This window comes from Bhargavaea ginsengi, from assembly GCF_900109165.1.
Lineage (GTDB): Bacteria > Bacillota > Bacilli > Bacillales_A > Planococcaceae > Bhargavaea > Bhargavaea ginsengi.
On the sequence record NZ_FNZF01000003.1, the window covers coordinates 412530 to 436585 of the forward strand.

Below are 24056 nucleotides of genomic sequence, written 5' to 3' on the forward strand. Positions count from 1 at the left end.
AGTCATTTTAAACATGCTCCCTCCAAACTGACCCCTTCCAGTTACACAAAATTGAACCTTTTCATAAGCCAGCAATCCGGTATGATAAATCATATCTTTCAGAAAAGAAGGGGTCATCATGCAGAAAACACATCCGGTTTCCGTCACACGGAACAAAACATACGATATGATCATCTCCGGCATGCTCATTGCGCTTGTCTTTACCGCAACGCTGCTGCTCAACATCAAGCTTCCAATCACCGCGAACGGCGGGCTCGTCCATCTCGGCACGGCCATGCTATTCATTTCTTCCATTCTGTTTGGTCCAAAAAAGGGCGCGATCGCAGGCGGCGTCGGGATGGGACTCTTCGACCTCGTCTCCGGCTGGACGCTGTGGGCTCCGTTCACACTGCTTACGCGTGGCCTGCAGGGCTACATCGTCGGGAAAATTGCATGGTCCGGCGGCCGTGAAGGCAAAAGCCCGGTCTTCAATACGATTGCAGCGATTGTCTCGCTGCCGTTCATGCTGGCGGGCTACTACCTGTGTGAAGCCGTCCTGTTCAGCAACTGGATCATTCCGGCTGCCTCGATCCCGGGCAACATCACCCAGAACGTTGTCGGCCTGATCGTTGCGATTCCGGTGTGTATCGCACTCAAGAAAGTCCCGGCTTTTAAATAACAAAAAGCGCTGTTCCATGCGGAACAGCGCTTTTTCTATGATCAGTTATGGACAGCTTCTTTTTCGTTTTCATTCAGGCCGAGCACTTCGGCCGTTTCCGAATGGACTTTCTCGAACACTTCCGGATTCTCCGAGAGTGAAATGCCGTAGGAAGGAACCATTTCCTTGATCTTCGGTTCCCATTCGCCGTACTGCTCAGGGAAGCAGCGCTCGAGGATTTCGAGCATGACATGGACCGCGGTGGATGCACCCGGGGATGCGCCAAGAAGCGCCGCGACCGATCCATCCTGTGCCGTTACGACTTCTGTTCCGAACTGAAGTGTGCCCTTGCCGCCTTGCTCGGTGTCTTTGATAACCTGGACACGCTGGCCGGCGATGACAACATCCCAATCCTCGCTTTTCGCGTTGGGAATGAACTCACGCAACACATCGATGCGCTGTTCCTGGTTCAGCATGAGCTGCTCAATCAGGTACTTCGTCAGCTTCAGTTCTTTCGCGCCTGCGGACAGCATCGTCAGCAGGTTGTTCGGCTTCACGGACTTGACGAGGTCAAGATAGGAACCTGTCTTCAGGAACTTCGGCGAGAAGCCTGCGTAAGGCCCGAAGAGAAGGGAGCGCTTGCCGTCGATATAGCGGGTGTCAAGGTGAGGCACAGACATCGGCGGCGCGCCGACCTTGGCCTTGCCGTATACTTTCGAGCGGTGCTGCTCGATGACTTCTGGATTGTTGCAGACGAGGAACAGTCCGCTTACAGGGAAGCCGCCGATATGCTTGGATTCAGGAATGCCTGTTTTTTGGAGCAGGTGAAGACTGCCGCCGCCCGCGCCGATAAAGACGAACTTCGCAGTGTGGTACTCCAGCTTGTTGCCATCGAGGTCACGGACCTTTACTTCCCATTTGTCGCCGGAACGGCGGATATCCTCGACACTGTGGCGGTAATCGACCGATACTTCCTGGCGCTGCAGGTGATCGATAAGGACACGTGTCAGTTCGCCGAAGTTAACGTCTGTGCCGGAGTCGATTTTCGTTGCCGCAATCGGCTCGTTGACATCGCGGCCTTCCATCATCAGAGGAATCCATTCCTTCAGCGTCTCCGGAGAGTCGCTGAATTCCATTCCCCCGAACAGCGGATTGCCGGACAACGCTTCATAACGCTTTTTCAGGAAAGACACATTGTCCTCGCCTTCTACAAAGCTGATATGCGGAAGCGGCATGATGAACTTCTCAGGATCCTGGATCAGATTGTTCTTGACCAGGTGTGCCCAGAACTGACGGGAAAGCTGGAACTGCTCGTTGACGCGGACCGCTTTCTTCGTCTCGACTGTACCGTCTTCTTTCTGGGGCGTATAGTTCAGCTCGCACAGGGCAGAGTGGCCTGTGCCTGCGTTGTTCCATTCATTGGAGCTTTCTTCCCCCGGTTTATCCAGTTTCTCAAACACCTTGATCTTCATGTCCGGCGAGAGCTCTTTCAGCAAGGATCCCAAAGTCGCGCTCATGATACCGGCACCGATCAAAATCACATCTGTCTGCTTTTGCATGCTGCTCATGACAACCTTCCTTATCCCCTGGATTTATAATTTAATAACAGAGCTCCTGCTCCGGTGACCAACAGGCACCGGCCGGGAACACATTTAGGTTTATTCTCAATCTTCATTATAACATAGTTCGACAATTGACTTTCCTATTTACTGCCGATTGCATACAGTACAATTATACCTTTTTTGTGTGTCAAATCAGGCCTCTCGGGCTGAACAAGGAACACACCGCCTGAAATAGCATTCAACTGTACAGAATAGAAAAGGCTTTCATCCGCATGATACGGATGAAAGCCGATGAGATCGCATTAACGCGGACGCACCCTACATTCTGCGCGAAGCCAAGCAGTGTTGATGATAACAATCAATCGTTGTTACGGTTGTCCTTTTTTAACTCACTGTCCCGCTCTTTACTGAAATCGGGCTCCTCACCGAATTCTGTGCGCAAATCCTGATTGGAGATTCTCGATGGCCGGTCAATGTTATCCATGGTGTCCATCTCTTCGCTCGGCTTAAACAACAGACCGATACAGATCAGGGCACTGATCCCGACAAGACCATAAACGACTCTCGATAAGAATGCATCTTGACCGCCAAACAAGCTTGCAACTAAATCAAACTGAAACAACCCAATCAATCCCCAGTTTATGCCGCCGATAATGAGGAGAGCCAGCGCAATCCGTGAAAGCATGCTCATACTTTAAATCCTCCTTCCTGATTCGTATTTATCCTTTACCGAAACCCATTTTTAATACATATTTAATCGTGAAGAGAGGTACTCAAATGATTTGAACTGGTCCACTTGCGAGCCGTTTCTCAGGACGGCTCTATAATCAAAATTTGTGATTCACCCGTAAAACAACGTATAGTAAGCATCAAACCAAACAATCCTCTGATAAAGGATGTGCACACATGCGGATCAATAAATACATCAGTGAATCGGGAAAAACATCCAGACGGGGTGCCGATAGGCTCATTGAAGAAGGACGGGTGACGATCAACGGCAAACGTGTCTCGATCGGCACCCAAGTCGAACCCGGTGATGATGTCCGGGTGGACGGGAACCCTGTCCGTGTAGCAAGAAACAATGTCTATCTTGCCCTGAATAAACCGGTAGGCATTACGAGTACAACTGAAAAGAGTGTTAAAGGAAATATTGTCGATCTGGTCAACCATCCATTAAGAGTGTTTAATATCGGTCGCCTTGATAAAGATTCGGAGGGCCTGATTCTTCTTACGAATGATGGCGATATCGTCAATGAAATCCTCCGCTCCGAAAACAGGCATGAAAAAGAATACATCGTTTCAGTAGATAAACCGATCAACCCTGAATTCCTGAAGAACATGGAAGAGGGCGTCAAGATACTGGGGACCAAAACACTTCCGTGCAAAACGGAACAATTATCAAAATACGATTTCAAAATCATTTTGACACAAGGGCTGAACCGTCAGATCCGCCGCATGTGCGAGGCGTTGGGATATGAAGTGTACCGGCTGCAGAGAATCCGGATCATGAATATCCATCTGGGCAACCTTCCTCCCGGACAATGGAGAGACCTGTCCAAAAAAGAAAAGACGGCATTATTCAGAGAGCTGGATTACGAGCCGAAAGAATGGTAATGGCATAGAACATAAAATGATCATCGGATTCTTGTCCAGTCAAAGGGACAGATCCGATGATCATTTTATTTTTTTGCGCCTTTAGATTTCCGCTGCGGGCCCTCGCTACCGCGGGCGTTGCCTCAGCCTCCTCGAGCTCCGCTCTGCGGGGTCTTCGGTTAACGCTTTTCCTGCAGGTGTCTCAGGCCCTCCGCTACAATCGGGCGAAAGCCCAGTGAACAAAGCTGGAACAGTCGAATCTGCCCCTTGCGATATCACTCTGGTTTCTCCCTCCGCCGAAAATGTATTGGGAGTTGCCGATCCATTTTTGACCGACATCCACCACTTCAACTCCGCTAAGCCCTTCCGTTCCTCCAATGGCCACGTAGCCCTTTACATAGGAATCTGCAAAGCCCATTACTTCTTCTACATACCAATCCGCATGATTATAGGCGAAGACTGCATCACGGATCCGGCCTTCCGAGGCGCCATTCGCAGCCAGGTACTTGGCTGCTGCAAAAACTGCATCCTCCAGATTATTCGGATCAGCCTTTCCATCGCCGTCACCATCGACTCCGTAACCGCCCTATCGCGCTATAGCAGCGCTACTGGTCAACTCAGATTGTGAAATATCTCCCTTCCCTAATCCCGAACATGTCGGATGCGACCAACCGACCCAGGTACACGGCATGAACTGCATATGCCCGGTAGCCCCTACGGGAGAGATCATCGGCTCAATTGTCGAGAATCGGGTTTCCACCCGATGATGGGCCGAAAGAAGGTTCCATGGCACTCCGTACTCTTCCTGTGTTGCTTCATAAACCGGAATGAACACTCCGTAATCTTAGGGGGTTAATCCTCTGGTACAACCATAACGCCCCATCCGTCTGATTGACCGTCAAAAGGTGTGGCGAGCTGATGAAGGCGTTCCTGAATCTCCACAATCGTGTCGTAGTCGAGATGCGTTACAACAAAGGCATAGCAACTCCACTCACCTTCATCCTCTTCTATTTCGGCCGTAAAACCTTCTCTTTTGAGCGCTTTTAGGATTTTCTTTGCGCTTCGCTTGTCGGGACAGGATATTGCAAAATCTAGGGGCTGAGGAATGCTAAAATCAATACCTTCGTCCTTTAACATTTGCAAAACCAGTCCATCGTCATCATTTGGAAACACCTGAAATCCCTCCATTCTTTTCTTTAAGCAGTCGTTCCATCTCATCACTTTTCACGTTGTAATGCCGTTTATCGAGATAGCCCGCATAACGAAGGGTCGGGTGTTCAAGAAGTGGTGTCATGTCTCCGTTCAGTACATCCGTGTCCACGAAGACGAACTTCTCAAGTTTAGGAAAGTGTTTTAAAAAATCCAGGCTCTCAAGTGGGCTGATTCCTACAAGGCTCAATGTTTTTAGTTCCTTCATCTGAAATAGCTCTTCGTCCACTTTGAGTTTCCTGGCGTATTGGATAATTAATACCTCAAGATGATTGGAAAGATCACTGATACCTTCGAATGATTGTAGGTTCCGATTTCGCCAAAGGCCAAGCCGTTTCAATGAGTGACATCCTTTAAAATCATTAAATTCTGTGACATTTGTAAGGACTAGTTCCAAGCTAAGCAGATTTTCAAACTGATTAAATTTAAAAAAGTTACTGGATTTGTTTTCTTTCTTTTTATAAGAATAAAGATGTATATATTTAATTCCCTCAAAATTCGGATGATATGCTTTCTCAGCATTCAAATCTGCACCATAGAAAATTTCACTTGGAATATCTGCATTAATCAGGGTTAAGTCTTGCCACATTCAACTCACTCCAACGTATTTTAATATCTACCATAATCCCTTTTGTGATATTTTCTCCCTGGACTATTAATTTGGTTATATAGTTTGTGCCTGTTTGATTTTTTGTTTCTTGCCACATTTGAATAGAAACCATTTTTTTCATTAATTTATATTCTCTTATGAAAGCTTGTCTTGAATTTTTAGCTGGTCTCCATGCAATGGTATTAATTTTCGCGCCGTCTTTCTTTTGATGTTGCTTTGCGGACTTTCTCGCTCTTTTCAAGCTTCCCTTCCCAATGTATTTATAACCGTTACTATAGGAGATTACATAGGTACCTGTCTTATTGGTAACCTTAGTAAGACCCTTAACCTTCTTATAGGTCTTGTAAGCTTTATATACTCGATAGCCTGCAATTGCTATAGGAATAAACTGTGCAAAATGCCCATCTGGATCAATTTTCGTGACCGGGTTCCCATCCGCATAGGTATAGCCGTTCATCGTAGCAGGGTCATCTTCGTCTCCTGGATCAGGATCACGAGAAACGAAACGGGAAGTGGCTGGATCGTAGTATCGGGCTTGCAGGTAGTAGAGCTTCATTTCCGTATCATACACGTAGCCGGCATAGCGGATTGGCTGGCCTTTCACGCGCGAGTCGGATGGCTCAGGAGAGACCAGGTTGCCCCACGGGTCATAATCGTACTCGGCGACTGTGTTCCCTGCCTTGTCAAGAAGACGAACAACGTCGCCCCGGTGGTTTGTGACGGCTTCGAAGGTCTCCCCTGCCGCGTTCGTCACCTGGATGAGCTTGCTGGCATTCCAAGTGAAGGCCCAAACGGTGCGTCCGCTAGAGTCTGTGATGCGGACGAGCTGTGATCCGTCATAGTGATAACGGTGGATCGTACTTCCTACGATCTTTGTCTTCCTGAGGCCGTCCGGATGATACGTGTAGCGGACCTGACTTCCAGTGGCCTGGTCGGTCGAGGATACGAGTTGGCCAAGGCCGTCCCATGTATAGGTAAGTCGTCCGTCGTCCAACAGGTTGCCTTCCGAGTCATAGGTGAAGCCAGCCACTTCGTTCGCTGTGTTGAAGGACAGGGTGCGGCCTTGCGGATTCTCCAGATTGCCCGCAATGTCGTAGCGGTAGGAAGTCTCCTTTGAACCATTGTGCCACTTCACAAGCCGATTGTACTCGTCATACGTGTACCGGTGGGTCTTGTTGCCTGCTGCGTATGAAATGACTTGTCCGCTTCGGTCATAGCTGTAGCGATATTGGACAGAGGACTGGCCAAGAACCGTCTGGGCGGTGAGCTGCCCGTCTTCATCAAATTCGTGAAGCTGGACAACATTCGGACTTTCCTGCCGGACCGGCTGGCTTCTCTCATTGAAGAAGTAGTTGTATGCTGTGTTGTCCGGCGCAGTCAGCGTCGTCAGACGCTGACTGCCGTCGTAGGCATAGCGCGTTGTAAAGACGCTGGTGCCAAGTGTTTCCTTAAAGCTGGTCCTCAGCCCGTTCGCCGGATTGCTCGACGCTGTTTCATAGATGTTTTCGATTGTATACCCCGGCGACACGGCTTTGGTCAAGCGCTGGCTTGAATCATAGTCGAATGTATAGGTGCCGTCGGCCGGCGTCAAGATGGACTTCAGAAGATTGTTTTTGAAATAAGTCTTGTCATAAAGCTTCGCGCCGTTGACAGATTTGGTCACTTCGTTATTTTTTGCATCATAGCCGAATGTCACCGTGGAAGAGACTGTGGTGTTTTGGCCACGCTCGATTTTTGTGACATTGGCTTCGCCATCGTATTCGTATCTATAGAACTTCCCGAGCGGGTCCGTCTCTCGCTCTACCTCATTAATGGCATTATAGGAGAACGATGTTTTGTTGCCGCGAGGATCAATCCTTGAGAGCAGATTGCCTTGCTTGTCATAGGAATAGGTCGTCTGGATGCCTTTCGTCGGGCCCAGGCTGACCGAAGTGACCCGGTTCATCGGGTCGTATTGACGATCTTTCACCCGGTTTTCCGCATCGGTGACTTTCGTCTCGTTGCCGTTTGCGTCGTAGACATAGGTGGTCGTGTTGCCGAAAGCATCTGTCTCCGATGTCATGTTGACGCCATTTGCATCGTATGTCTTCCCTACGGAAGAGCCGGTCGGCTCGACTTTGATGTTGTCAAAATAGGCATATCCGGAGGTCTTGCTGTAGATGGCATAGATTTTGGCCTGTTTAAAGTCTTTCGGTGCACGGATCGTATTTTTGGCGAACTGCCACTTGTTGTGGGCATGGCTGCCGCTCATGAACGGAAGGTCGAACGAAGCAGAAGTTCCGTCGGTATAAGTGAGCCAGAGCCGGAGCTTCAGATCCCCTGCGGCCGCGGCACTTGTCGTGTTCGCCCAGCCGGAGAATGTAATCGGATCATTTTGCTTCCCCTTCACTTCGACATACTGGCCCGCATAACGCTGGGTTCCATTGCCGGTAACACGCACACTGGAAGCGCCCGACTGTTTGACGACAGTACTTGGACCGTCTCCTGTCCCTAAGTTATTCAAGGTCCAGCCGTCTAAGGAAGCAGAAGCCCCTGCTTCAAAACCGGTGTTTTCATTGGCGGAGTATTCCGGCAGTGTCGTGCCGTAAACTGCCTGAACCCCATCAAACAGTGCCGTACCCTGGCCCTTTGCCAGCAAGTCCACACGAACCGCTGCAGTCCCTGCCGGTAAAGTGACGGTCTTGGACAGTTCTGTCCAATCAGTTGTCCCAGTCAGCGGGGCGCTCATCTCCTGATAGATGGAACCGTCAGTGTTTTTAAGGTTGACATTGGCACTATCCAGCGGATAAATCCGGATACGGGCGCCTTCACCTGTCAGATTAATCGTCTTCACACGAGCTGAGACAGTGTAGATCCGCTGGGATTCTGCAGGGTCTACCTTGAATTGCTGTCTAAAGTAACCCGCATCTCCGGTTCCGGACAAGCTGATTTGCGCAGCTTTCTGGCCGAACTTACTGTCGGTTGACAATGTGTGGCTGCCCGCATTGGACGCTGAAAAACGTATCCATCCGGAAGGCAGCCCGGAAGCATCGGCAGTTTCAAACTGGCTGTTGGCCAGCCGGTTATAAATGTCGCGGGTTGGGCTAACGCTCCGGGTAACGTTGCCGAACTTGTCATACTGGCTATAATCGGTCAGGTTAAAGTTGGTTGTGCTGGAGATCAGATTGCTGACGGCATCGTATATATTGTTTTCGAAGATACCGCTGGACTCCTTCGAACTGACCACATTGTTTTTGGCATCAATTGTCTGGGTAAACGATTGGTTGCCGGTTGTGGAAGCACCGGTGACATTTCCCTTGCTGTCGTATTGAGTGATGGTTGTGGCCGTCGCAGCGGCACCCGTGTCTTTATCCGGCTCATATTCCTTTTCAAGCAGGTTGTTTTTCCACTCATACTTAGTGGTGCTCTGATTGGCTCCGCCGGCATTTTCAATGATCTGCGTCACATTGACTGTGCGGGCTTCCGGAATTGAATACGTATACTCCGTCTTATTCCCTTTTGAATCCACATAGGTGGTTTTTTGGTTTGCATAAATCAGCTGTGAATAGATGGATGAGCTTCTCGGGTCAATCAGTTTGGTGACCCGGTTATTTACTTTGTCATATTCGATCTTGCCGGTGTTCCCGTTGGCATCCTTAACAGAAGTCAGGCGGGCAGTCGTCGGATCATAGCCGAATTCGACTGTTTTCTCGGCAGTCGTTCCGACCGCAAATGTGATCTTTTGAAGGACTGGCTGATTGTTGACGGTTGCGTAAGCAAACTTTACCGGAGTGTTTTTGAAATCCTTAACTGTATCCAGCCGGCCGTTGACATCATAAGTCAGTTCGATGCTTCGCACCGAGGCGCCTGTCTTCTCAGTGATTTTTGTAATGCGTGTTGAGGAGCCATCGAATGTATAAAGCACCTGGTTCCCTTTTTCGTCTTTGATCTCATAAAGACGGCCCGAATGATCGAAGTACCTCACTGTTTCGGATGTATCACGCAGTTCATAGCCCGAAGACGTCCGGATCAGTTCGTCTACAATGTATTCCATTGTGACATTTGGAAATACTTCTTCCGCCGTCAATTGATTCTCTTCAATAACCGGGAGGACTTCCTGCGGTTCACTAAATTGTTTTTCATCTATTTCTTCGGTAACAAGCGACAATTCCATTACATGCCCGCTTGTTTCATAGGTCATCCAAAAAAGAACGGACTGCATTATTCAGAGAGCTGGATTACGAGCCGAAAGAATGGTAATGGCGTAATAAACAAAATGATCATCGGATCCTTGTCCAGTCAAAGGGACAAATCCGATGATCATTTCTTTTGGCCGCCTGCCTTTACTCCCCGTGCTGGCGATCCAAAGCTTGGTATTCCTTCATATACGGGCCATCATCCGCTACGGCTGAATGATACAGCGCTTTGATGGCCAAGTTTTTCTCCAGGCCCATTTCAACTTTGATCTTCTTTAGTTCATCATGCAAATCGCGGTGCTGGTTGATCAGTTTTGTCATGACGGTTTTGCTGTATCGCATCTCATCACATCCTTTTTAATTGCCTATTTGTTAAAGCTCATCATGGGTGAACTGGGCAGGCAGTATTCAATTCGATCAAGCAGGATCTGCCCATTTTAGTCTGGCAGCTACATCTTTTATAATTAAAAGTCTCATGAGCAATGTCATGAGACTTTTAATTTACCTTATTTATTCATCCCCGTCATACACAGCTACTAAACGGCCTTGTACTTCTCCGGCTTTTAGTTTCTCAATGCCTTCAGGGATATCCTCAAATTTAATCTTCGTGAGTTTTGGATTCAGTTTGCCTGCAGCCATCAATTCATAAATATCCGCGATATCCTGAGGTGTCCCGCCCACATTCGCCAGCAATCTCTTGGCACCTGTGATAAATGAAGTCGTGTTGATTGTAGTTTCCAGTTTCCCCATACCTACCAACACAACCGTTCCACCTGGTTTGACTACCTCCAGTGCATCTGAAGTGGTCACTCCAAATCCTGCATAGTCCACAATCAGGTCAAGGTCTTTGTCTGCCAGATCTTTAATATCGGATACCACTTCTACAGCCCCGATTTCCTTGGCCAGTTCACGTGCTTTTTCACTCACATCTGCAGCGTAAATATTCTTGATTCCTTTGGCTATAGCCGCCTGCAGTGCAATTTGACCCAGTCCGCCAATACCAATCAAGGCAATGTTCATGCCTGGTTTTGCTTGTCCTACATTAAACAAAGCGGAGTATGAAGTCATTCCCGCATCCGTCGCTGAAGCAGCCATTTCCATGGAAAGTTCATCTGGAACACGGACTAAATCTTCTGCAGGCGCATGAATCTTGGTCCCGAAACCACCATCATAAACATATCCTGGAGCTGTTCCAGATGGCCCGGTCGGGCATATGGCGACACGATCCCCTACCTTAAAATCAGTCACACCTTCGCCTACTTCAGATATGACGCCGGCATTCTCATGGCCCATAATGACTGGTGCATCCATCAATGCCATCCAGCCCTCATCCTCTAGAGACCCGACATCAGAATGGCATAAACCTACTGCCTTCGTATCAATCACTACACGTCCTGGAGCCGCCTTGGGATCTTCTAGTTCTACGAGTTGAAGTGGTTCATGTGTTTTAGTGAATTGCCAACCTTTCATGATCTCTCCACCTTTTTATATTGTCTTTAATTCAAACTAAATATAGCAGTGTCATGATTTATGAGTCAACGCTTACGTCTTAGGCTTGATTTTCATGAAATCGCAATTATTTATGGTATGGCTCATTCTTCATAATCCGGAATGCTCTATAGACCTGCTCCATCAGCACCAGTTTCATCAGCTGGTGGGGGAAGGTCATTTTGGAGAAGCTGAGCTTATCGTCGGCACGCTTGAGGACTTCATCATGCAGGCCGAGGGAGCCGCCAATGATAAATATGACTTTGCTCTTGCCGTAGGTCATGAGGGATTCAAGGTTTGCCGCAAGCTCTTCCGATGAGCGTTGCTTTCCTTCGATGGCGAGTGCGATGACATGCGCATCCGCAGGGATCTTCGACAGGATCCGTTCTCCCTCTTTTTTCTTCACCATTTCCATCTCCGCGTCACTCAGCTGCTCGGGTGCTTTTTCGTCCGGTACTTCAGCCAACTGGATTTTCGCATAGGAACGCAGCCGTTTTTCATACTCTTCGATACCCATTTTAAGATACTTTTCTTTGAGCTTTCCGACTGTAACAATTGTAATATTCACAGCTTGTCCACCTTTATCAAATCGGTTGTACACAGGAATTATGCACATATCCACAGCTGAAATCAAGATATGGGGGGCGACTGCATGTTCGATACCACATATACTGCAGCCTGTTGGCAAAAATCACAGGATGTGGATAACTCCTCTCCTTTGTTCATGGTTTCCATGATCGGGAATGCTTCCGTTTCGGCAGTGACTTCGTCCAAAGCCCGGTATACATGGGTTTCGCAAGCTTTTTTTGTGACCGTTTCCATTTAAAATCCTCCTTTCACCCTCCAGAAAGTTATAAACATTTGCATATAGTTATCCACATTAGTGGACAATTGCAATTATTCCTCCAAAAAACACAGGCAGCCGGTTGAAATCTTCCCGAGCTGCCCCTTGTGGATAGTTATATTTGTAACACTAGACCAAAATTTCAGTTATTTAGTTGCAAGTTGCTAGAAATTGATCTCGATATCCTTTGCTTCTCCGCCCCTGTAGACCTCGAGCTCAACCGTGTCTCCCTGTTTCACCTCATTATACAAGTACTTCCTCAAATCGATCAAATTCGCGATGCGTTCACCGTCCATCGCCGTGATCACATCATATTGGCGGAGTCCCGCTTCCTGTGCCGGGGAGCCTTGCATCACCTGGTCGACGACGACGCCTTCCGTCACATCTTCCGGAAGGTTCAGTTCCTGTTGCTGATAAACAGCCGGGATATCCATCAGATCAAACAGGGTGACACCCATCTGAGGACGGCGGACCTCTCCGTGCTGTTCCAGGTCCTCGATGATCGGCACCGCGGAATTGATCGGGATGGCCAGGCCAATCCCTTCGACCGATGCTTCCGCAATCTTCATCGAGTTGATTCCGATCAGTTGGCCGTTCAGGTCGACAAGCGCGCCACCGGAGTTGCCCGGGTTGATGGCGGCGTCTGTCTGAAGGACTTCGGCGTTCCAGTCTACCGACTGGTCACCATTCAGATCAACCGGAATGGACCGCTCCTTTCCTGAGATGACGCCGACTGTCACCGAACCGGAAAAGCCCAGGCCAAGCGGGTTCCCGATGGCGATTGCAGTCTGTCCGCGCTTCAGCTTATCGGAATCACCGAATTCGATCACATCCTGAACGGCGGCATCTTCCATTTCGACAACTGCCAGATCGGTCCAAATATCCGCTCCAAGCAGCCTGGCGGCAACTTTTGTGCCATCTTCAAGTGTGATTTCAATCTGTGACGCTCCCTCGACAACATGATTGTTCGTCACGACATACGCTTTGCCGCCTTCCTTCTTATAGATGACCCCGGAACCGACTCCGGCCGGGACCGTTTCTTCGGAGCCTGTCCAGTAATTCCCCGCTGTCTGGAGATTGGTCACCCCGACAACAGCGGCGGATGCCTCCTCGACTGCCCCGACGATGCCATCCTGCAGTTTAAGCGCCGTGTCGGGCGCCGCGTTGCCATTTCCGCTTCCGTCTCCTTCTGCCGACTCTGTATCCGCTACGGTATTAATATTGTTTTCTTCGCCATCCGCTTTCTGTTCGGGAGCAAGACAGCCCTGCAGGAGCAGAGCCGCCGACAGGATGCCTGCCGTACCCGCAAAACGCAGTCTCCGCCTTCCCGGTTCCATAGTCGTCATCCGATTCATCCTCTCTTATCACATATACGGTTAATCTACCCGATTGGAGGAAATCGAACACAGCAGGATCAGATACGTCTGACGAACACAAAAAACCCGCCCCATAACGGGACGGATCCGATTCAGACCATGACCAGTTCGGTCGGTGCTTCGGCATCGGTGTCATACAGATGCACGAATTCGCCGGGCCGGATGCCGCAGGTTTCAAGCGTCTGCGCCACACTCATTCTTGCCAGGTCCTTCATATTATTGTCCTTCGACAAGTGGGAAAGGTAGATGCGTGTCTCTTTCTGCTCCACGACCTCGCTCATGGCGACCGCGGCATCCTCATTGGACACGTGGCCGACATCGCTCAGGATACGCCGCTTCACATTCCATGGATAGCGCCCCATCTGGAGCATACCGACGTCGTGGTTGCTCTCAAAGACGAAAGCGTCAGAACCGGAGATCCAGCCTTTCATCCGGTCGCTCACGTAGCCTGTATCTGTGATGAGGGCAAGCTTTCGGCCGCCGTCATGAAACACATAAAACATCGGGTCCGCTGCATCATGTGAAACCGCGAACGACTGGATGTCGAGGCTGCCGAATGACTTGACCGTTTCCATGTCAAACATGAAACGCTGATCGGACGGAATTTCGCCTACCAGGCCGTCCATCGCTTTCCATGTCTTTTCGTTGGCGTACACAGGCACGCCGTACTTTCTGGCAGCCACACCCAGGCCCCTGATATGGTCGCTGTGTTCATGGGTGACGAAGATGCCGTCGATCTGTTTCATGCTGCGGCCGATTCCCCCGAGGAGTCCCTCGAGCTTTTTGGCGCTCAGCCCCGCATCCACAAGAAAGGCATGTTCGTCATTTTCTATATAAATGGAATTTCCTGTACTGCCGCTGGCCAATACACTGAATCTCACGTTTCGGCCTCCTACTGTTCTTCTTTGATGACTGGTTCGGAAAGTTTATCGAGAACCTTGCCGTCCACTGCGTTGACGAAGTGGTCAGCCGATGTGCCATCTTCCAATTCTATATGAATATGCCAGGTCGGTGCAAACACCTGTGTCTGGGTAAGCTGGACAATCGGCGAGTAGCCTAATTCCACATCGGTGATATTGGAACCGGGTTTCAGGACACCGGACGACCGGTACAGCGCATTGATCGCCTGAATTGGCGAATAAAGATCTTTCTCCACATCAAACTCCACCAGATTGTGGACCATCGTCTGCTCGTAGCCGGTGGCTTCCCGGTCTTCGTTCCACTGTACAATCAGTGTCGAATTTTCATTGTAATAGATTGTGCTGCCGTCATACTTCTGGAAGAAAGTCGCTGTCCGCTTTTCCTGATCAATTTCCCAAAGTGTATAGTCCTCGCCCTGCGGCACGTACTTCTCCAGGAAATCTTTAAAGCTCAGCTTGCCGTCGCCGTCCTCCAGACTGAAAGGCTCGTCCAGCTCGGAAACGAGCCTATGTTCGTCAATGATCCGGGGGGTTTGGCCGGACAGCTCCCTCAATTCTGCGGGATCGACCGGCTCCAGTTCGCCGGAAACATTAGATGCCATCTTGATCTCCGGGAGTTCTCCGTAGGTGATATCATCCCCGCTCAGACGGTCTTCAATGCTGTCTTTCCCGAGCACTTCCAGCTTGTCGAACCCATTGATCCGGTTCATATACAGCGAGAACAGGAAGACGTTCAGGATGGCGAATACGACGATGAAAATTGTCTTTGTCTTATTCCAGTCCACCCATGCCACCTCCCGTTCCGGCTTTCTTCACGGATTGCCATTCCCCGTCTTCCTCGTAGAACCAAGCCGGTTCCAGCGTGTACGTGTTATTCGCATCATCTCGGCGGAGATCGTAGCCACGGACAATCTCCCCGACTTCGGCGAAGTCGACACTTTCTTCGGCACGGAGTTTTTCCGCCACATCCGTCCCCGGCAGAAGGACTTTTTCAGTCTCCTCAGGCAAAGGATTCGCCAGCACGTAATAGGGACGTGAGTAGCGGACAACCCTGCCGTCACCCCAAACTTGGGTGATATCGGTCCATGTCATCGTCTTATCGCTAAAGACGGGATAACCATCGACGATCAGCTGGTATTTGATCAGCTTGCGGATCGGATCCATGTAGGAAAGGACAAATTCATTAGTCCAGCCGCTATGGCCGTTGACATAATCCAGACTGTCGAGAAGCAGCTCACTCGGTATCGAGACGCCCTGGCTCTCGGCCTTCGTGTCTGTGAAACTCAATGTCCTCAGCTGCGTGTCGACAGTCATCTGGCGTTCGATGTCATAATAGATTTCCTTGTGCTCGCCGGACCTCTCCCGCTCGACAAGACTCGGGTCGGGGAAGAGCGCATCCTTGAACTCGGACGGGCTGACCTCCTGCTGCTGCTGGATAAAGGTCAGGTTGCTGATCGGCTTGCTTTCCGCCGGCACATAAAGATTCAGGGCTTCCTCCCGCTCCACCGCGGCATACGGCTCAAACGCTTCCGCCCCGGCCGTCAGACTTTTCAGCCGTTCCTCGTCTATCTCTGATGCCTGGGCGGTGAATCTGCGCCCGCCTTCCCTTCCGATAAAGTGGACGAGGCCTCTGTCCGAATCTGTTTCGATGACAATTCGGCTGAAGCTCGCTTCATTCGTTACCGGCTCGCTGAATCGGAACAGATTGTCCGCGACTCCGAACGGTATGGGGGACCGGAAAAAGAGCGTCATGCTTTCCGGATGATTGACGATGCTGTCCACTTCGTCAATGGTCACTTCCGGGTCAGCTTCCTGCAGATTTCTGAACGACCATGTCGACATGAAGTCCACCATCGTTTTAATGTTCTCTCTATCCGTGGTGCCGGTCATTCGGTCCCCGGAGTTGGCAATCAGCTTATACGGAAGAATGACATCACTCAGCTTCAGTTTCTCCGCGATGGTGACCTCTACGGCCGGCGCCTGTTCGATCGGCTGGTAATTTGGCCTGAATGTCCAGATCGAGAATGTCAGCGTGATGCTCAGAAGAATGAGCAGAATGAGTACTGCCGTCTTGATAGGCTCTATATATTTCAATCCCATTCACCCGCCTCTTCAACCTCGAATGGAAGCGTGAAGAAGATCGTCGTGCCTTTGCCTTCCTCACTCTCCGCCCAGATATGGCCGCCGTGTGCCTGGATCATTTCCTTGGCGATGGCAAGTCCCAGCCCCGTGCCGCCCATTGCGCGTGAACGGGCCTTGTCGGCGCGGTAGAACCGCTCGAAAATCCGCTTCACATTTGATTCCGGAATACCCATCCCTTCGTCGGAGACGGCTATTTTGATATGGTCATCCTCCGCCTGGACGGTAAACCGGACATTGCCTCCGTCCGGTGAGTACTTCAAGGCATTGGAGATGATGTTGTCGATGACTTGGGTCATCTTGTCCATGTCGAGCTCTGTATACAGCGGTCCAGGCGGAATCAGCCTGACGAACTGGACGTCGTTGGATTTCATGAGCTCGAACCGGTCGATGATCCGGTGGAAGAACTTCACAAAGTCGACGATGTCGGTGTTCAGCTCATACTCTCGGCTATCCATTCGTGACAGCTGCAGAAGATCCGTGACGAGGCGGATCATCCGCTCCGTCTCGGTCTGTGTGACGTGCAGGAAGGAAGGTGCGATCTCCTCGTCTTTCCACGCGCCGTCAGCCAGCGCCTCGAGATAGCTCCTCATCGAGGTGAGCGGGGTGCGCAGCTCATGCGACACGTTGGAAACGAATTCCCGGCGCTCCATCTCGATTTTCTCCTGCTCGGTGATATCATGCAGGACAACGATCAGGCCGTTCACAAACCCGGTTTCCTTCTGGATCACGGAGAAATTCGCCCGCAGGATATAGGGCCCCTCCTCGTTGCTGAAGTCGATCGTGATCGGATCCTGCATATCGACGAGGTCCTCAAAAGTTTGTTCCTGCTCAAGTCCGAGCACGGCCGGCACAGGACGGTTCAGCACATGTTCGCGCGGGACGCCCAGCATATCGAGCGCCGTGTCGTTGATCAGGATGATGCGCCCTTTCCGGTCAGTCGAAATAACTCCGTCGGTCATATTGGACAGGACAGACGCCAGCTTCCTCCGCTCGGACTCCGTCGAGGACTGTGCTTCCTGGAGTCTTGTCGTCAGATGGTTGAACGCCTTCGCCAGGTCACCGATCTCATCCTGGCCGTATACCCGTACCTTCCGGGCGAAGTTCCCTTTTGCCATGGCGCTCGCCTGCTTGGTCATGTCGGCGATCGGGCGGGTGATCGTCTGGGCAAGGAGGATGCCCAGGATCACGGTGATCCCGAGGGAAAAAGCAGTCCCGCCGGCAAGGATCTGGTTGATGTCGTTGATCTGGCCGAATACCTTCTCAATGTCCGACTGGATGTACACGGATGCGATTACTTCGTCACCGGAAACAACCGGCATTGCCAGCCCCCAAATCCGGCGCTGTGAAGGTTCATCCAAGTAGGTTTTGCTGAATTGGGTACCTGACTGGATAGAATTCCGGACGAGTTCGTCCGCTGTTCGCTGGTTGACAAGATGCTGGTTTTCATATTCCGATGTGGCGAGAATCCGCATCTTGGAGTCGATGACTCTCACTTCGATAATATCATCGGAGGAAAAACCGGAAAGGACCGTATGGAGACTCTCCTCCGGGGAGGGGTCTTCCTCGGTCCTTTGCCGTGTCAATTCCTCCCTGACACTGAATACCAGGAGGTTCACCCGGTCCTCGATAGATTCCTCGAAGTTTTCCTTCAGCGTCTTCTCGAGTTCCTGGGCAAAGTAGATACCGATGATCTGCATCGCGATCAGGATGAGAAGAACGTACATCAGAACAAACTTCAGATGAATGGACCGGAAAAAGCTGACTTTCTGCATCAAAGGTTACTCCTGTTCCGGATTTCTCAGGTAATAGCCAACACCGCGCCTTGTCACAATCCATGCCGGATGGCTCGGGCTGTCCTCGATTTTCTCGCGGAGACGGCGGATCGTCACGTCGACGGTCCGAACATCCCCGAAGTAGTCGTAGCCCCAGACTGTCTGGAGCAGGTGTTCACGCGTCATCACCTGGCCAATGTGCTTTGATAAATAGTGAAGCAGTTCGAATTCCCTGTGCGTGAGCTCGATCTGCTCGCCGCGCTTCTGGACGAGGTACGCGTCAGGCTGGATCGTCAGATGTCCGATGGTAATGTCATTGGACACTTCCTCTTCCGTATCAGCCGGAGCGGCCTGATGGCGCCGCATATTGGCTTTCACGCGCGCGATCAGCTCGCGGGTACTGAACGGCTTGGTGACATAGTCATCCGCTCCGAGCTCAAGTCCGAGGACCTTGTCGATTTCGGAGTCCTTCGCTGTCAGCATGATGATCGGGAAATCATATTTCTTGCGCAATTCACGGCATACTTCCATGCCATCCTTCTTGGGCAGCATGATATCGAGCAGCGCAAGATCAGGCACGGTTTCTTCAACTTTTGCCAGCGCCTCTTCACCGTCATATGCCGTAATGACGTTATAGCCCTCTTTTTTCAGATTGAACTGGAGGATGTCCGCAATTGGCTTTTCATCATCCACTACAAGAATCGTCTTGTCCATGATGGTCTTCCCTTCTCGTTATCAGGTCAATGCCCGTTTCCTTTATGCTATCACGAGATTGCAAGTTCCGCATCTTTGCGGTGCAGGTCTCAACCTATTTATATACCCTCCGGAATGAATTACGGTAAGCGGTGCAGCATCTGTCGAATCCGGGAAATAATTGCCTTATTTCCCGGGCAATAATCGCCTCCGGACGACATATTTCCCGAGAATATGCCGTGAAATATTTAGTCTTAAAAAAACGGCAGGCCCCCCGGCCTGCCGTCCTCCAATACGATTACCGCTTTAGCACAGTTAGCGGATTGATGAGTTCCCCGTTTTTGCGCACTTCGAAGTGAAGATGCACGCCGGTGGAATTTCCTGTGTTGCCCATTACGCCAAGTTTCTGGCCTTGGAGAAGCTTTTGGCCCGGTTTGACGCTGATCGACGATAGGTGGGCATACAGTGTCGTATAGCCGTTTCCGTGGTCGACGACGACCCGGTTTCCGAATCCTCCTTGAGGACCGGTCGCCTTGACGGTTCCCGCGTCAGATGCAAGGATGTCCTTACCAGACGGGCGGGCGATGTCAATACCGTTGTGCTGGCGGCCCCAGCGAGGCCCCTTCTTGCTCGAGATATACCCGCCCTGCGCAGGCCATGCAAAGTGCCCTGTGGCAGCGCCAGGCACGGCTTTTGTGCCGTTCAGGATAATTTCATCCACCGGTTCCTCGACAACTTTGTCTTCAAGCACTTCCTCGGACATTTTCTTCCCGTTCACTGTCTCAGTGACCGTCAGCATCTCTTTCCTGCCGTCTTTTCCGGCCTGGGAAACCTTATTCTGGCCCTTCAGAATGTTCGGGTCATCTTTAGCGACCTTCTTGTGGGCGATCGCGGTGGCTTCCTTGTGTTTCCGCGACACTGTGACCTCCACGTACGGTTCGTCAACGAGGATTTTCACGGAATCACCCGGAACGAGATCAGCCTGTTGATCCATTTCCGGATTCAGTTCAATGAGCTGCTCCAGATCCATGCCGTGCATTTCTGCGACCGATCCGGGAGTATCGCCTTCTGCAGCTGTGTAGTCCTGCTCGACAGGTCTTCCGGAAAGCAGAAGGTCGAGTGCCTCCTCTTCCGTCATGATGTTATCCGGAGCGGTATAAACCTCCTTGGCCTGAAGATCAGCTTTCAGGGACAGATCCGTCACCACTGTCTGTCCTGCTTCAGGCTCCGGAAAATCGCCGTCTTCCCGTGCGGCTTCATAGCCGTCCAGTTCTTCCTCTGTCATATGGGTCAGCTTGACGCCGCGGATCACCCGTTCGAATGCCCCGGTATCCTTCAGGTGAAACAAGGTTTCATCACCTATTCGGACAGCGACCGACTGCGCTTCGACGGCAAGTGACTCTCCCAGGGTTTCCTTTACGGTTTCCTCATCTGCCGTTTCGGGATTTCCGAACACTTTCTCTTTAACGACATTCAGGTCCCTGCCAACGACCAGATCAAGGTCTTCGTGGGCTGCTTCAGCCTCGGCCTTTTTCTCATCCACCGCATGGTTGACGACTTCCGGGCTTTTGACGGTCCCGATATATTCACCATTCTCATAAACATGATACTGATCATGCAGGCTTTCCTTTGCGAAGCCCGTCCCGGTGAAGAGAAGGGATCCCATAAGTACAGCCAACGAAACTTTCCTGATTTTCCCCGTCCTCTTCCGTCCAGTGGATGGAGAATTTCCTCGGGTATTATCTGTGTTTCCTGTCATCTCATTCCCTTGTCCTTTCTAGGTTTCTCTATCTATATCTCTGTATTTATAATCTCAGCCTTAGCTACTTTAACAGTTCATATATATAGGAACAAGAAATATGGGTCGTTTGTAATGCAAATGTAAAACGGGACCCAATACCCAGTGGACATTCCAGAATATTCGTCTATTATTTCGGTGAAATGACAAGCGTAACGAACAAATCAAAGCTGATAAGGTGCCAATTTCCTTCTGCTCATGCAAGAAACGGCAAAAACCGCTCTCCGGAATGGAGAGCGGCGGCTGCTGAAATAACACGATTACCTGATTGTAGCGGAGGGCCCGAGACTCCTGCGGGAACAGCGGGCCAGGCGAGACCCCGCAGGACGAAGTCCGAGGAGGCTTGCGGGCCGTCCGCGGGCTTGCGGGCGCCGTCACGAAGAACGGGGTCTGTGACCAAAGCTCCGCTTTGGTCGGCCTGTAGCGAAAACCAGTCTTTCTCTTTATATAGCCTTAGCGCCAGACGCTCTTGATGATATTGGTCTGCGTGCGGTCAGGACCGACCGAGAAGATGGAGATCTGGACGCCTGTCAGCTGAGCGATCCGCTCCAGATAATGGCGTGCATTCTCCGGAAGCTCGTCAAGAGAACGAACACCCGTGATATCCTGGCTCCAACCCGGCATCTCTTCATAGACCGGCTCGCAGTCGTCCAGCACCCGGAGGTTCGCCGGGTATTCGGTGATCAGCTCGCCTTTATAGCGATAGGCTGTGCAGATCTTGACGGTATCCAGACCTGTCAGAACATCGATGGAGTTAACCGTCAGATCGGTCAGCCCGCTCACACGGCGCGCATGGCGGACGACAACACTGTCGAACCAGCCGATGCGGCGCGGACGGCCCGTTGTCGTGCCGTATTCCTTGCCCACTTCACGGATGCGGTCGCCGACTTCATCGAACAGTTCAGTCGGGAACGGCCCATCGCCGACACGTGACGTGTAAGCCTTGCAGACACCGACAACATGGTCGATTTTCGTCGGGCCGACACCTGCGCCGATCGTGACACCGCCGGCAACCGGGTTCGACGAGGTGACAAACGGGTACGTCCCCTGGTCGATGTCGAGCATGACGCCCTGCGCGCCTTCGAAGAGGACACGGCGGCCGTCGTCCAATGCATCGTTCAGCACTTTCGATGTATCCGTCACATACTGTGCGATCTTCTGCCCGTACTCGTAGTACTCGTCGAGGATATCTTCCACTTTGAAGCCTTCCGTCTCATAGAACTTCTCAAGAAGACGGTTTTTCTCCTTGAGGTTACGGGTCAGCTTCTCTTCGAAGACTTCCTTATCAAGAAGGTCGGCGATCCGGATGCCGATCCGTCCGGCCTTGTCCATATAGGCCGGACCGATTCCCTTTCCGGTCGTGCCGATCTTGTTGTCTCCCTTGCGGAGTTCCTCGACTTCATCCAGCTTGATGTGGTAGGGCAGGATGACGTGCGCCCGGTTCGAGATGCGGAGGTTCTCCGTCTCGACTCCGCGGGCATGGAGCCCTTCCAGCTCGGTGACAAGCGCCTTCGGGTCGACAACCATCCCGTTGCCGATAACCGAAATTTTATCCTTGTAGAAAATTCCCGACGGAATCAGGTGAAGCTTATACGTCTCTCCGCCGAAAATGATCGTATGGCCTGCGTTGTTTCCGCCCTGATAACGGGAGATGACCTCCGAGTTTTCCGACAGGAAATCGGTGATCTTCCCTTTTCCTTCGTCTCCCCACTGCGTTCCGACTACCACCACTGATGGCATAGATCTGCACCTCCGATGGACGGCCTGTTGTTCACGTCCGATTTCAAACAGATATAGTGTACCAATGATCCGGTAACGGGTCAAGAAAAACCCGAACGCACAGATGCACTCCAGCATCGAACGTTCGGGTTTTAAAGTTATGCCGGTGGTGCCTCATGTTGGCTCCAGTCGACATTGACGAATTTGTTGTATTCCTTCACAAATGCGAGTTTTACCGTACCGGTCGGGCCATTCCGCTGCTTCGCGACGATGATTTCAATCATGTTCTGGTCTTCGGTCTCTTTGTCATAATAATCCTCGCGGTAAAGGAATGAGACGATATCGGCATCCTGCTCGATCGAACCCGATTCACGCAGGTCGGACATCATCGGGCGCTTGTCCTGCCTCTGCTCGACGCCACGCGACAGCTGCGACAGGGCAATGACAGGCACTTCCAGTTCCCGGGCGAGGCCTTTGAGCGAGCGGGAGATTTCCGAGACTTCCTGCTGGCGGTTCTCGCCGGGTTTGCCGCTGCCCTGGATCAGCTGAAGGTAGTCGATCATGATCATGCCCAGTCCATGTTCCTGCTTGAGCCGGCGGCATTTGGAGCGGATTTCGCTCACACGTATGCCGGGTGTATCATCGATGAAGATGCCGGCGTTCGACAAACTTCCCATCGCCATCGTGAGCTTCCGCCAGTCTTCGGCTTCCAGTGCCCCCGTCCGCAGCACCTGCGCGTCAATATTCCCTTCCGCACAGAGCATCCGCATGACCAGCTGGTCAGCGCCCATCTCGAGGCTGAAGATGGCGACATTCTCGCCGGCTTTCGTCGCCACGTTCTGTGAGACGTTCAGCGCGAATGCCGTCTTACCGACAGACGGACGGGCTGCAACGATGATCAGGTCGTTGCGCTGGAAACCTGCTGTGATGTGGTCGAGGTCACGGAACCCTGTCGGAATACCGGTGACCTCGCCTTTCCGTGTATGGAGCAGTTCAATATTGTCGTAGGTCTGGACGAGGACATCCTTGATGTGCTTGAAGTCACCCGCATTTTTCCGGCTGGCAACCTCCATCATCTTCTTCTCGGCCTCTGCAAGCACCGCATCGACCTCATCCTCACGGGTGAAGCCGTCTTCGACAATGCCCGTCGCAGTCCGGATCAGCCTCCGGAGAAGTGCCTTCTCCTCAACGATTTTCGCATAATAAGCAACGTTCGCCGCTGTCGGTACGGCATTGGCAATCTCGGTAAGGTAAGAGATGCCCCCGACGTCCTCAAGCTCTTTTTTTGCCGAAAGTTCCTCGGTGACGGTAACGACGTCAATTGCCTGGCCGCGGTCGCTGAGGGTCACCATTGTCCTGAAGATTTTCTGGTGGGAGACCCGGTAGAAATCTTCAGGCACGAGCGTCTCCGCCGCCGTGATGAGCGCCTGCGGCTCGAGGAAGATCGCCCCGATCACCGACTGTTCGGCTTCGTTGTTGTGTGGCGGGATGCGGTCAAACTGCTGTTCCATTCCGTTC

Annotated in this window: 21 protein-coding genes; 3 read left to right on the forward strand and 18 right to left on the reverse strand. The window is 51.4% G+C overall.

What is annotated here, in order from left to right; genetic code table 11:
* Positions 1–118 precede the first annotated feature (118 nt).
* Positions 119–658: an ECF transporter S component gene (locus BMX91_RS10860; protein ID WP_092053769.1), complete on the forward strand. Its 540-nt coding sequence runs from the start codon at positions 119–121 to the stop codon at positions 656–658.
* Positions 659–699: 41 nt separating this feature from the next.
* On the opposite strand, the gene BMX91_RS10865 is transcribed toward BMX91_RS10860, so the two are convergent.
* The gene (locus BMX91_RS10865; RefSeq protein ID WP_092053774.1) at positions 700–2205 is read right to left on the reverse strand and encodes a malate:quinone oxidoreductase; all 1506 of its coding nucleotides are present in this window, start codon (positions 2203–2205) and stop codon (positions 700–702) included.
* A gap of 352 nt (positions 2206–2557) precedes the next feature.
* Entirely contained in the window at positions 2558–2890 is a 333-nt protein-coding gene (locus BMX91_RS10870; protein ID WP_092053778.1) for a DUF378 domain-containing protein, read from the reverse strand.
* Between the two features lie 215 nt (positions 2891–3105).
* Between BMX91_RS10870 and rluF the strand changes: the two genes are divergently transcribed.
* Together rluF and BMX91_RS16005 are read left to right on the forward strand one after the other, a co-directional pair.
* Positions 3106–3813 carry a 23S rRNA pseudouridine(2604) synthase RluF gene (rluF, locus tag BMX91_RS10875; protein WP_092053782.1) on the forward strand — a complete coding sequence of 236 codons (708 nt, stop codon included), beginning with the start codon at positions 3106–3108 and terminating at the stop codon, positions 3811–3813.
* A gap of 214 nt (positions 3814–4027) precedes the next feature.
* Positions 4028–4420 (forward strand): hypothetical protein, encoded by a 393-nt coding sequence (locus BMX91_RS16005; protein WP_322787464.1) that lies wholly within the window; start codon positions 4028–4030, stop codon positions 4418–4420.
* A gap of 224 nt (positions 4421–4644) precedes the next feature.
* On the opposite strand, the gene BMX91_RS10885 is transcribed toward BMX91_RS16005, so the two are convergent.
* The 16 genes from BMX91_RS10885 to dnaB all read right to left on the reverse strand — a co-directional run bounded on the left by BMX91_RS10885 (position 4645) and on the right by dnaB (position 24049).
* Entirely contained in the window at positions 4645–4965 is a 321-nt protein-coding gene (locus tag BMX91_RS10885) for a ribonuclease E inhibitor RraB (protein ID WP_008300395.1), read from the reverse strand.
* Positions 4952–5590 (reverse strand): hypothetical protein, encoded by a 639-nt coding sequence (locus tag BMX91_RS10890; RefSeq protein ID WP_008300396.1) that lies wholly within the window; start codon positions 5588–5590, stop codon positions 4952–4954. Before BMX91_RS10890 ends, BMX91_RS10885 begins: the two co-directional genes overlap by 14 nt.
* Positions 5565–9764: an RHS repeat protein gene (locus BMX91_RS10895; protein ID WP_177168357.1), complete on the reverse strand. Its 4200-nt coding sequence runs from the start codon at positions 9762–9764 to the stop codon at positions 5565–5567. The genes BMX91_RS10890 and BMX91_RS10895 overlap by 26 nt, the downstream gene beginning before the upstream one ends.
* Positions 9765–9933: 169 nt before the next feature.
* A complete protein-coding gene (locus BMX91_RS10900) occupies positions 9934–10128 on the reverse strand; it encodes a hypothetical protein (RefSeq protein WP_008300401.1) in 195 nt (64 codons plus the stop codon).
* Between the two features lie 168 nt (positions 10129–10296).
* On the reverse strand, positions 10297–11256 hold the full coding sequence (locus BMX91_RS10905) for a zinc-binding dehydrogenase (RefSeq protein WP_092053789.1): 960 nt from the start codon (positions 11254–11256) through the stop codon (positions 10297–10299).
* A 106-nt stretch (positions 11257–11362) separates the two neighbouring features.
* On the reverse strand, positions 11363–11842 hold the full coding sequence (gene rlmH / locus BMX91_RS10910) for a 23S rRNA (pseudouridine(1915)-N(3))-methyltransferase RlmH (protein ID WP_092053792.1): 480 nt from the start codon (positions 11840–11842) through the stop codon (positions 11363–11365).
* A gap of 62 nt (positions 11843–11904) precedes the next feature.
* On the reverse strand, positions 11905–12096 hold the full coding sequence (locus BMX91_RS10915; protein ID WP_092053796.1) for a CxxH/CxxC protein: 192 nt from the start codon (positions 12094–12096) through the stop codon (positions 11905–11907).
* Positions 12097–12282: 186 nt separating this feature from the next.
* Positions 12283–13464 carry a S1C family serine protease gene (locus tag BMX91_RS10920; protein ID WP_092053800.1) on the reverse strand — a complete coding sequence of 394 codons (1182 nt, stop codon included), beginning with the start codon at positions 13462–13464 and terminating at the stop codon, positions 12283–12285.
* A gap of 122 nt (positions 13465–13586) precedes the next feature.
* Positions 13587–14375, reverse strand: a complete 789-nt coding sequence (locus BMX91_RS10925) for an MBL fold metallo-hydrolase (RefSeq protein WP_092053804.1) — start codon at positions 14373–14375, stop codon at positions 13587–13589.
* A gap of 11 nt (positions 14376–14386) precedes the next feature.
* A complete protein-coding gene (locus BMX91_RS10930; protein WP_092053808.1) occupies positions 14387–15199 on the reverse strand; it encodes a two-component system regulatory protein YycI in 813 nt (270 codons plus the stop codon).
* Complete coding sequence (locus BMX91_RS10935) at positions 15186–16514, reverse strand: YycH family regulatory protein (RefSeq protein WP_092053813.1); 1329 nt, start codon at positions 16512–16514, stop codon at positions 15186–15188. Before BMX91_RS10935 ends, BMX91_RS10930 begins: the two co-directional genes overlap by 14 nt.
* Complete coding sequence (gene walK / locus BMX91_RS10940) at positions 16505–18328, reverse strand: cell wall metabolism sensor histidine kinase WalK (RefSeq protein ID WP_092053817.1); 1824 nt, start codon at positions 18326–18328, stop codon at positions 16505–16507. The genes BMX91_RS10935 and walK overlap by 10 nt, the downstream gene beginning before the upstream one ends.
* Positions 18329–18334: 6 nt before the next feature.
* On the reverse strand, positions 18335–19042 hold the full coding sequence (gene yycF, locus BMX91_RS10945; protein WP_092053822.1) for a response regulator YycF: 708 nt from the start codon (positions 19040–19042) through the stop codon (positions 18335–18337).
* Between the two features lie 277 nt (positions 19043–19319).
* Positions 19320–20699, reverse strand: coding sequence for a peptidoglycan DD-metalloendopeptidase family protein (locus BMX91_RS10950; RefSeq protein WP_177168358.1), 1380 nt, complete (start codon positions 20697–20699; stop codon positions 19320–19322).
* 573 nt (positions 20700–21272) lie between these two features.
* On the reverse strand, positions 21273–22559 hold the full coding sequence (locus BMX91_RS10955) for an adenylosuccinate synthase (protein WP_092053829.1): 1287 nt from the start codon (positions 22557–22559) through the stop codon (positions 21273–21275).
* 137 nt (positions 22560–22696) lie between these two features.
* Positions 22697–24049 (reverse strand): replicative DNA helicase, encoded by a 1353-nt coding sequence (gene dnaB, locus BMX91_RS10960; protein WP_092053833.1) that lies wholly within the window; start codon positions 24047–24049, stop codon positions 22697–22699.
* Between the last annotated feature and the right edge of the window lie 7 nt (positions 24050–24056).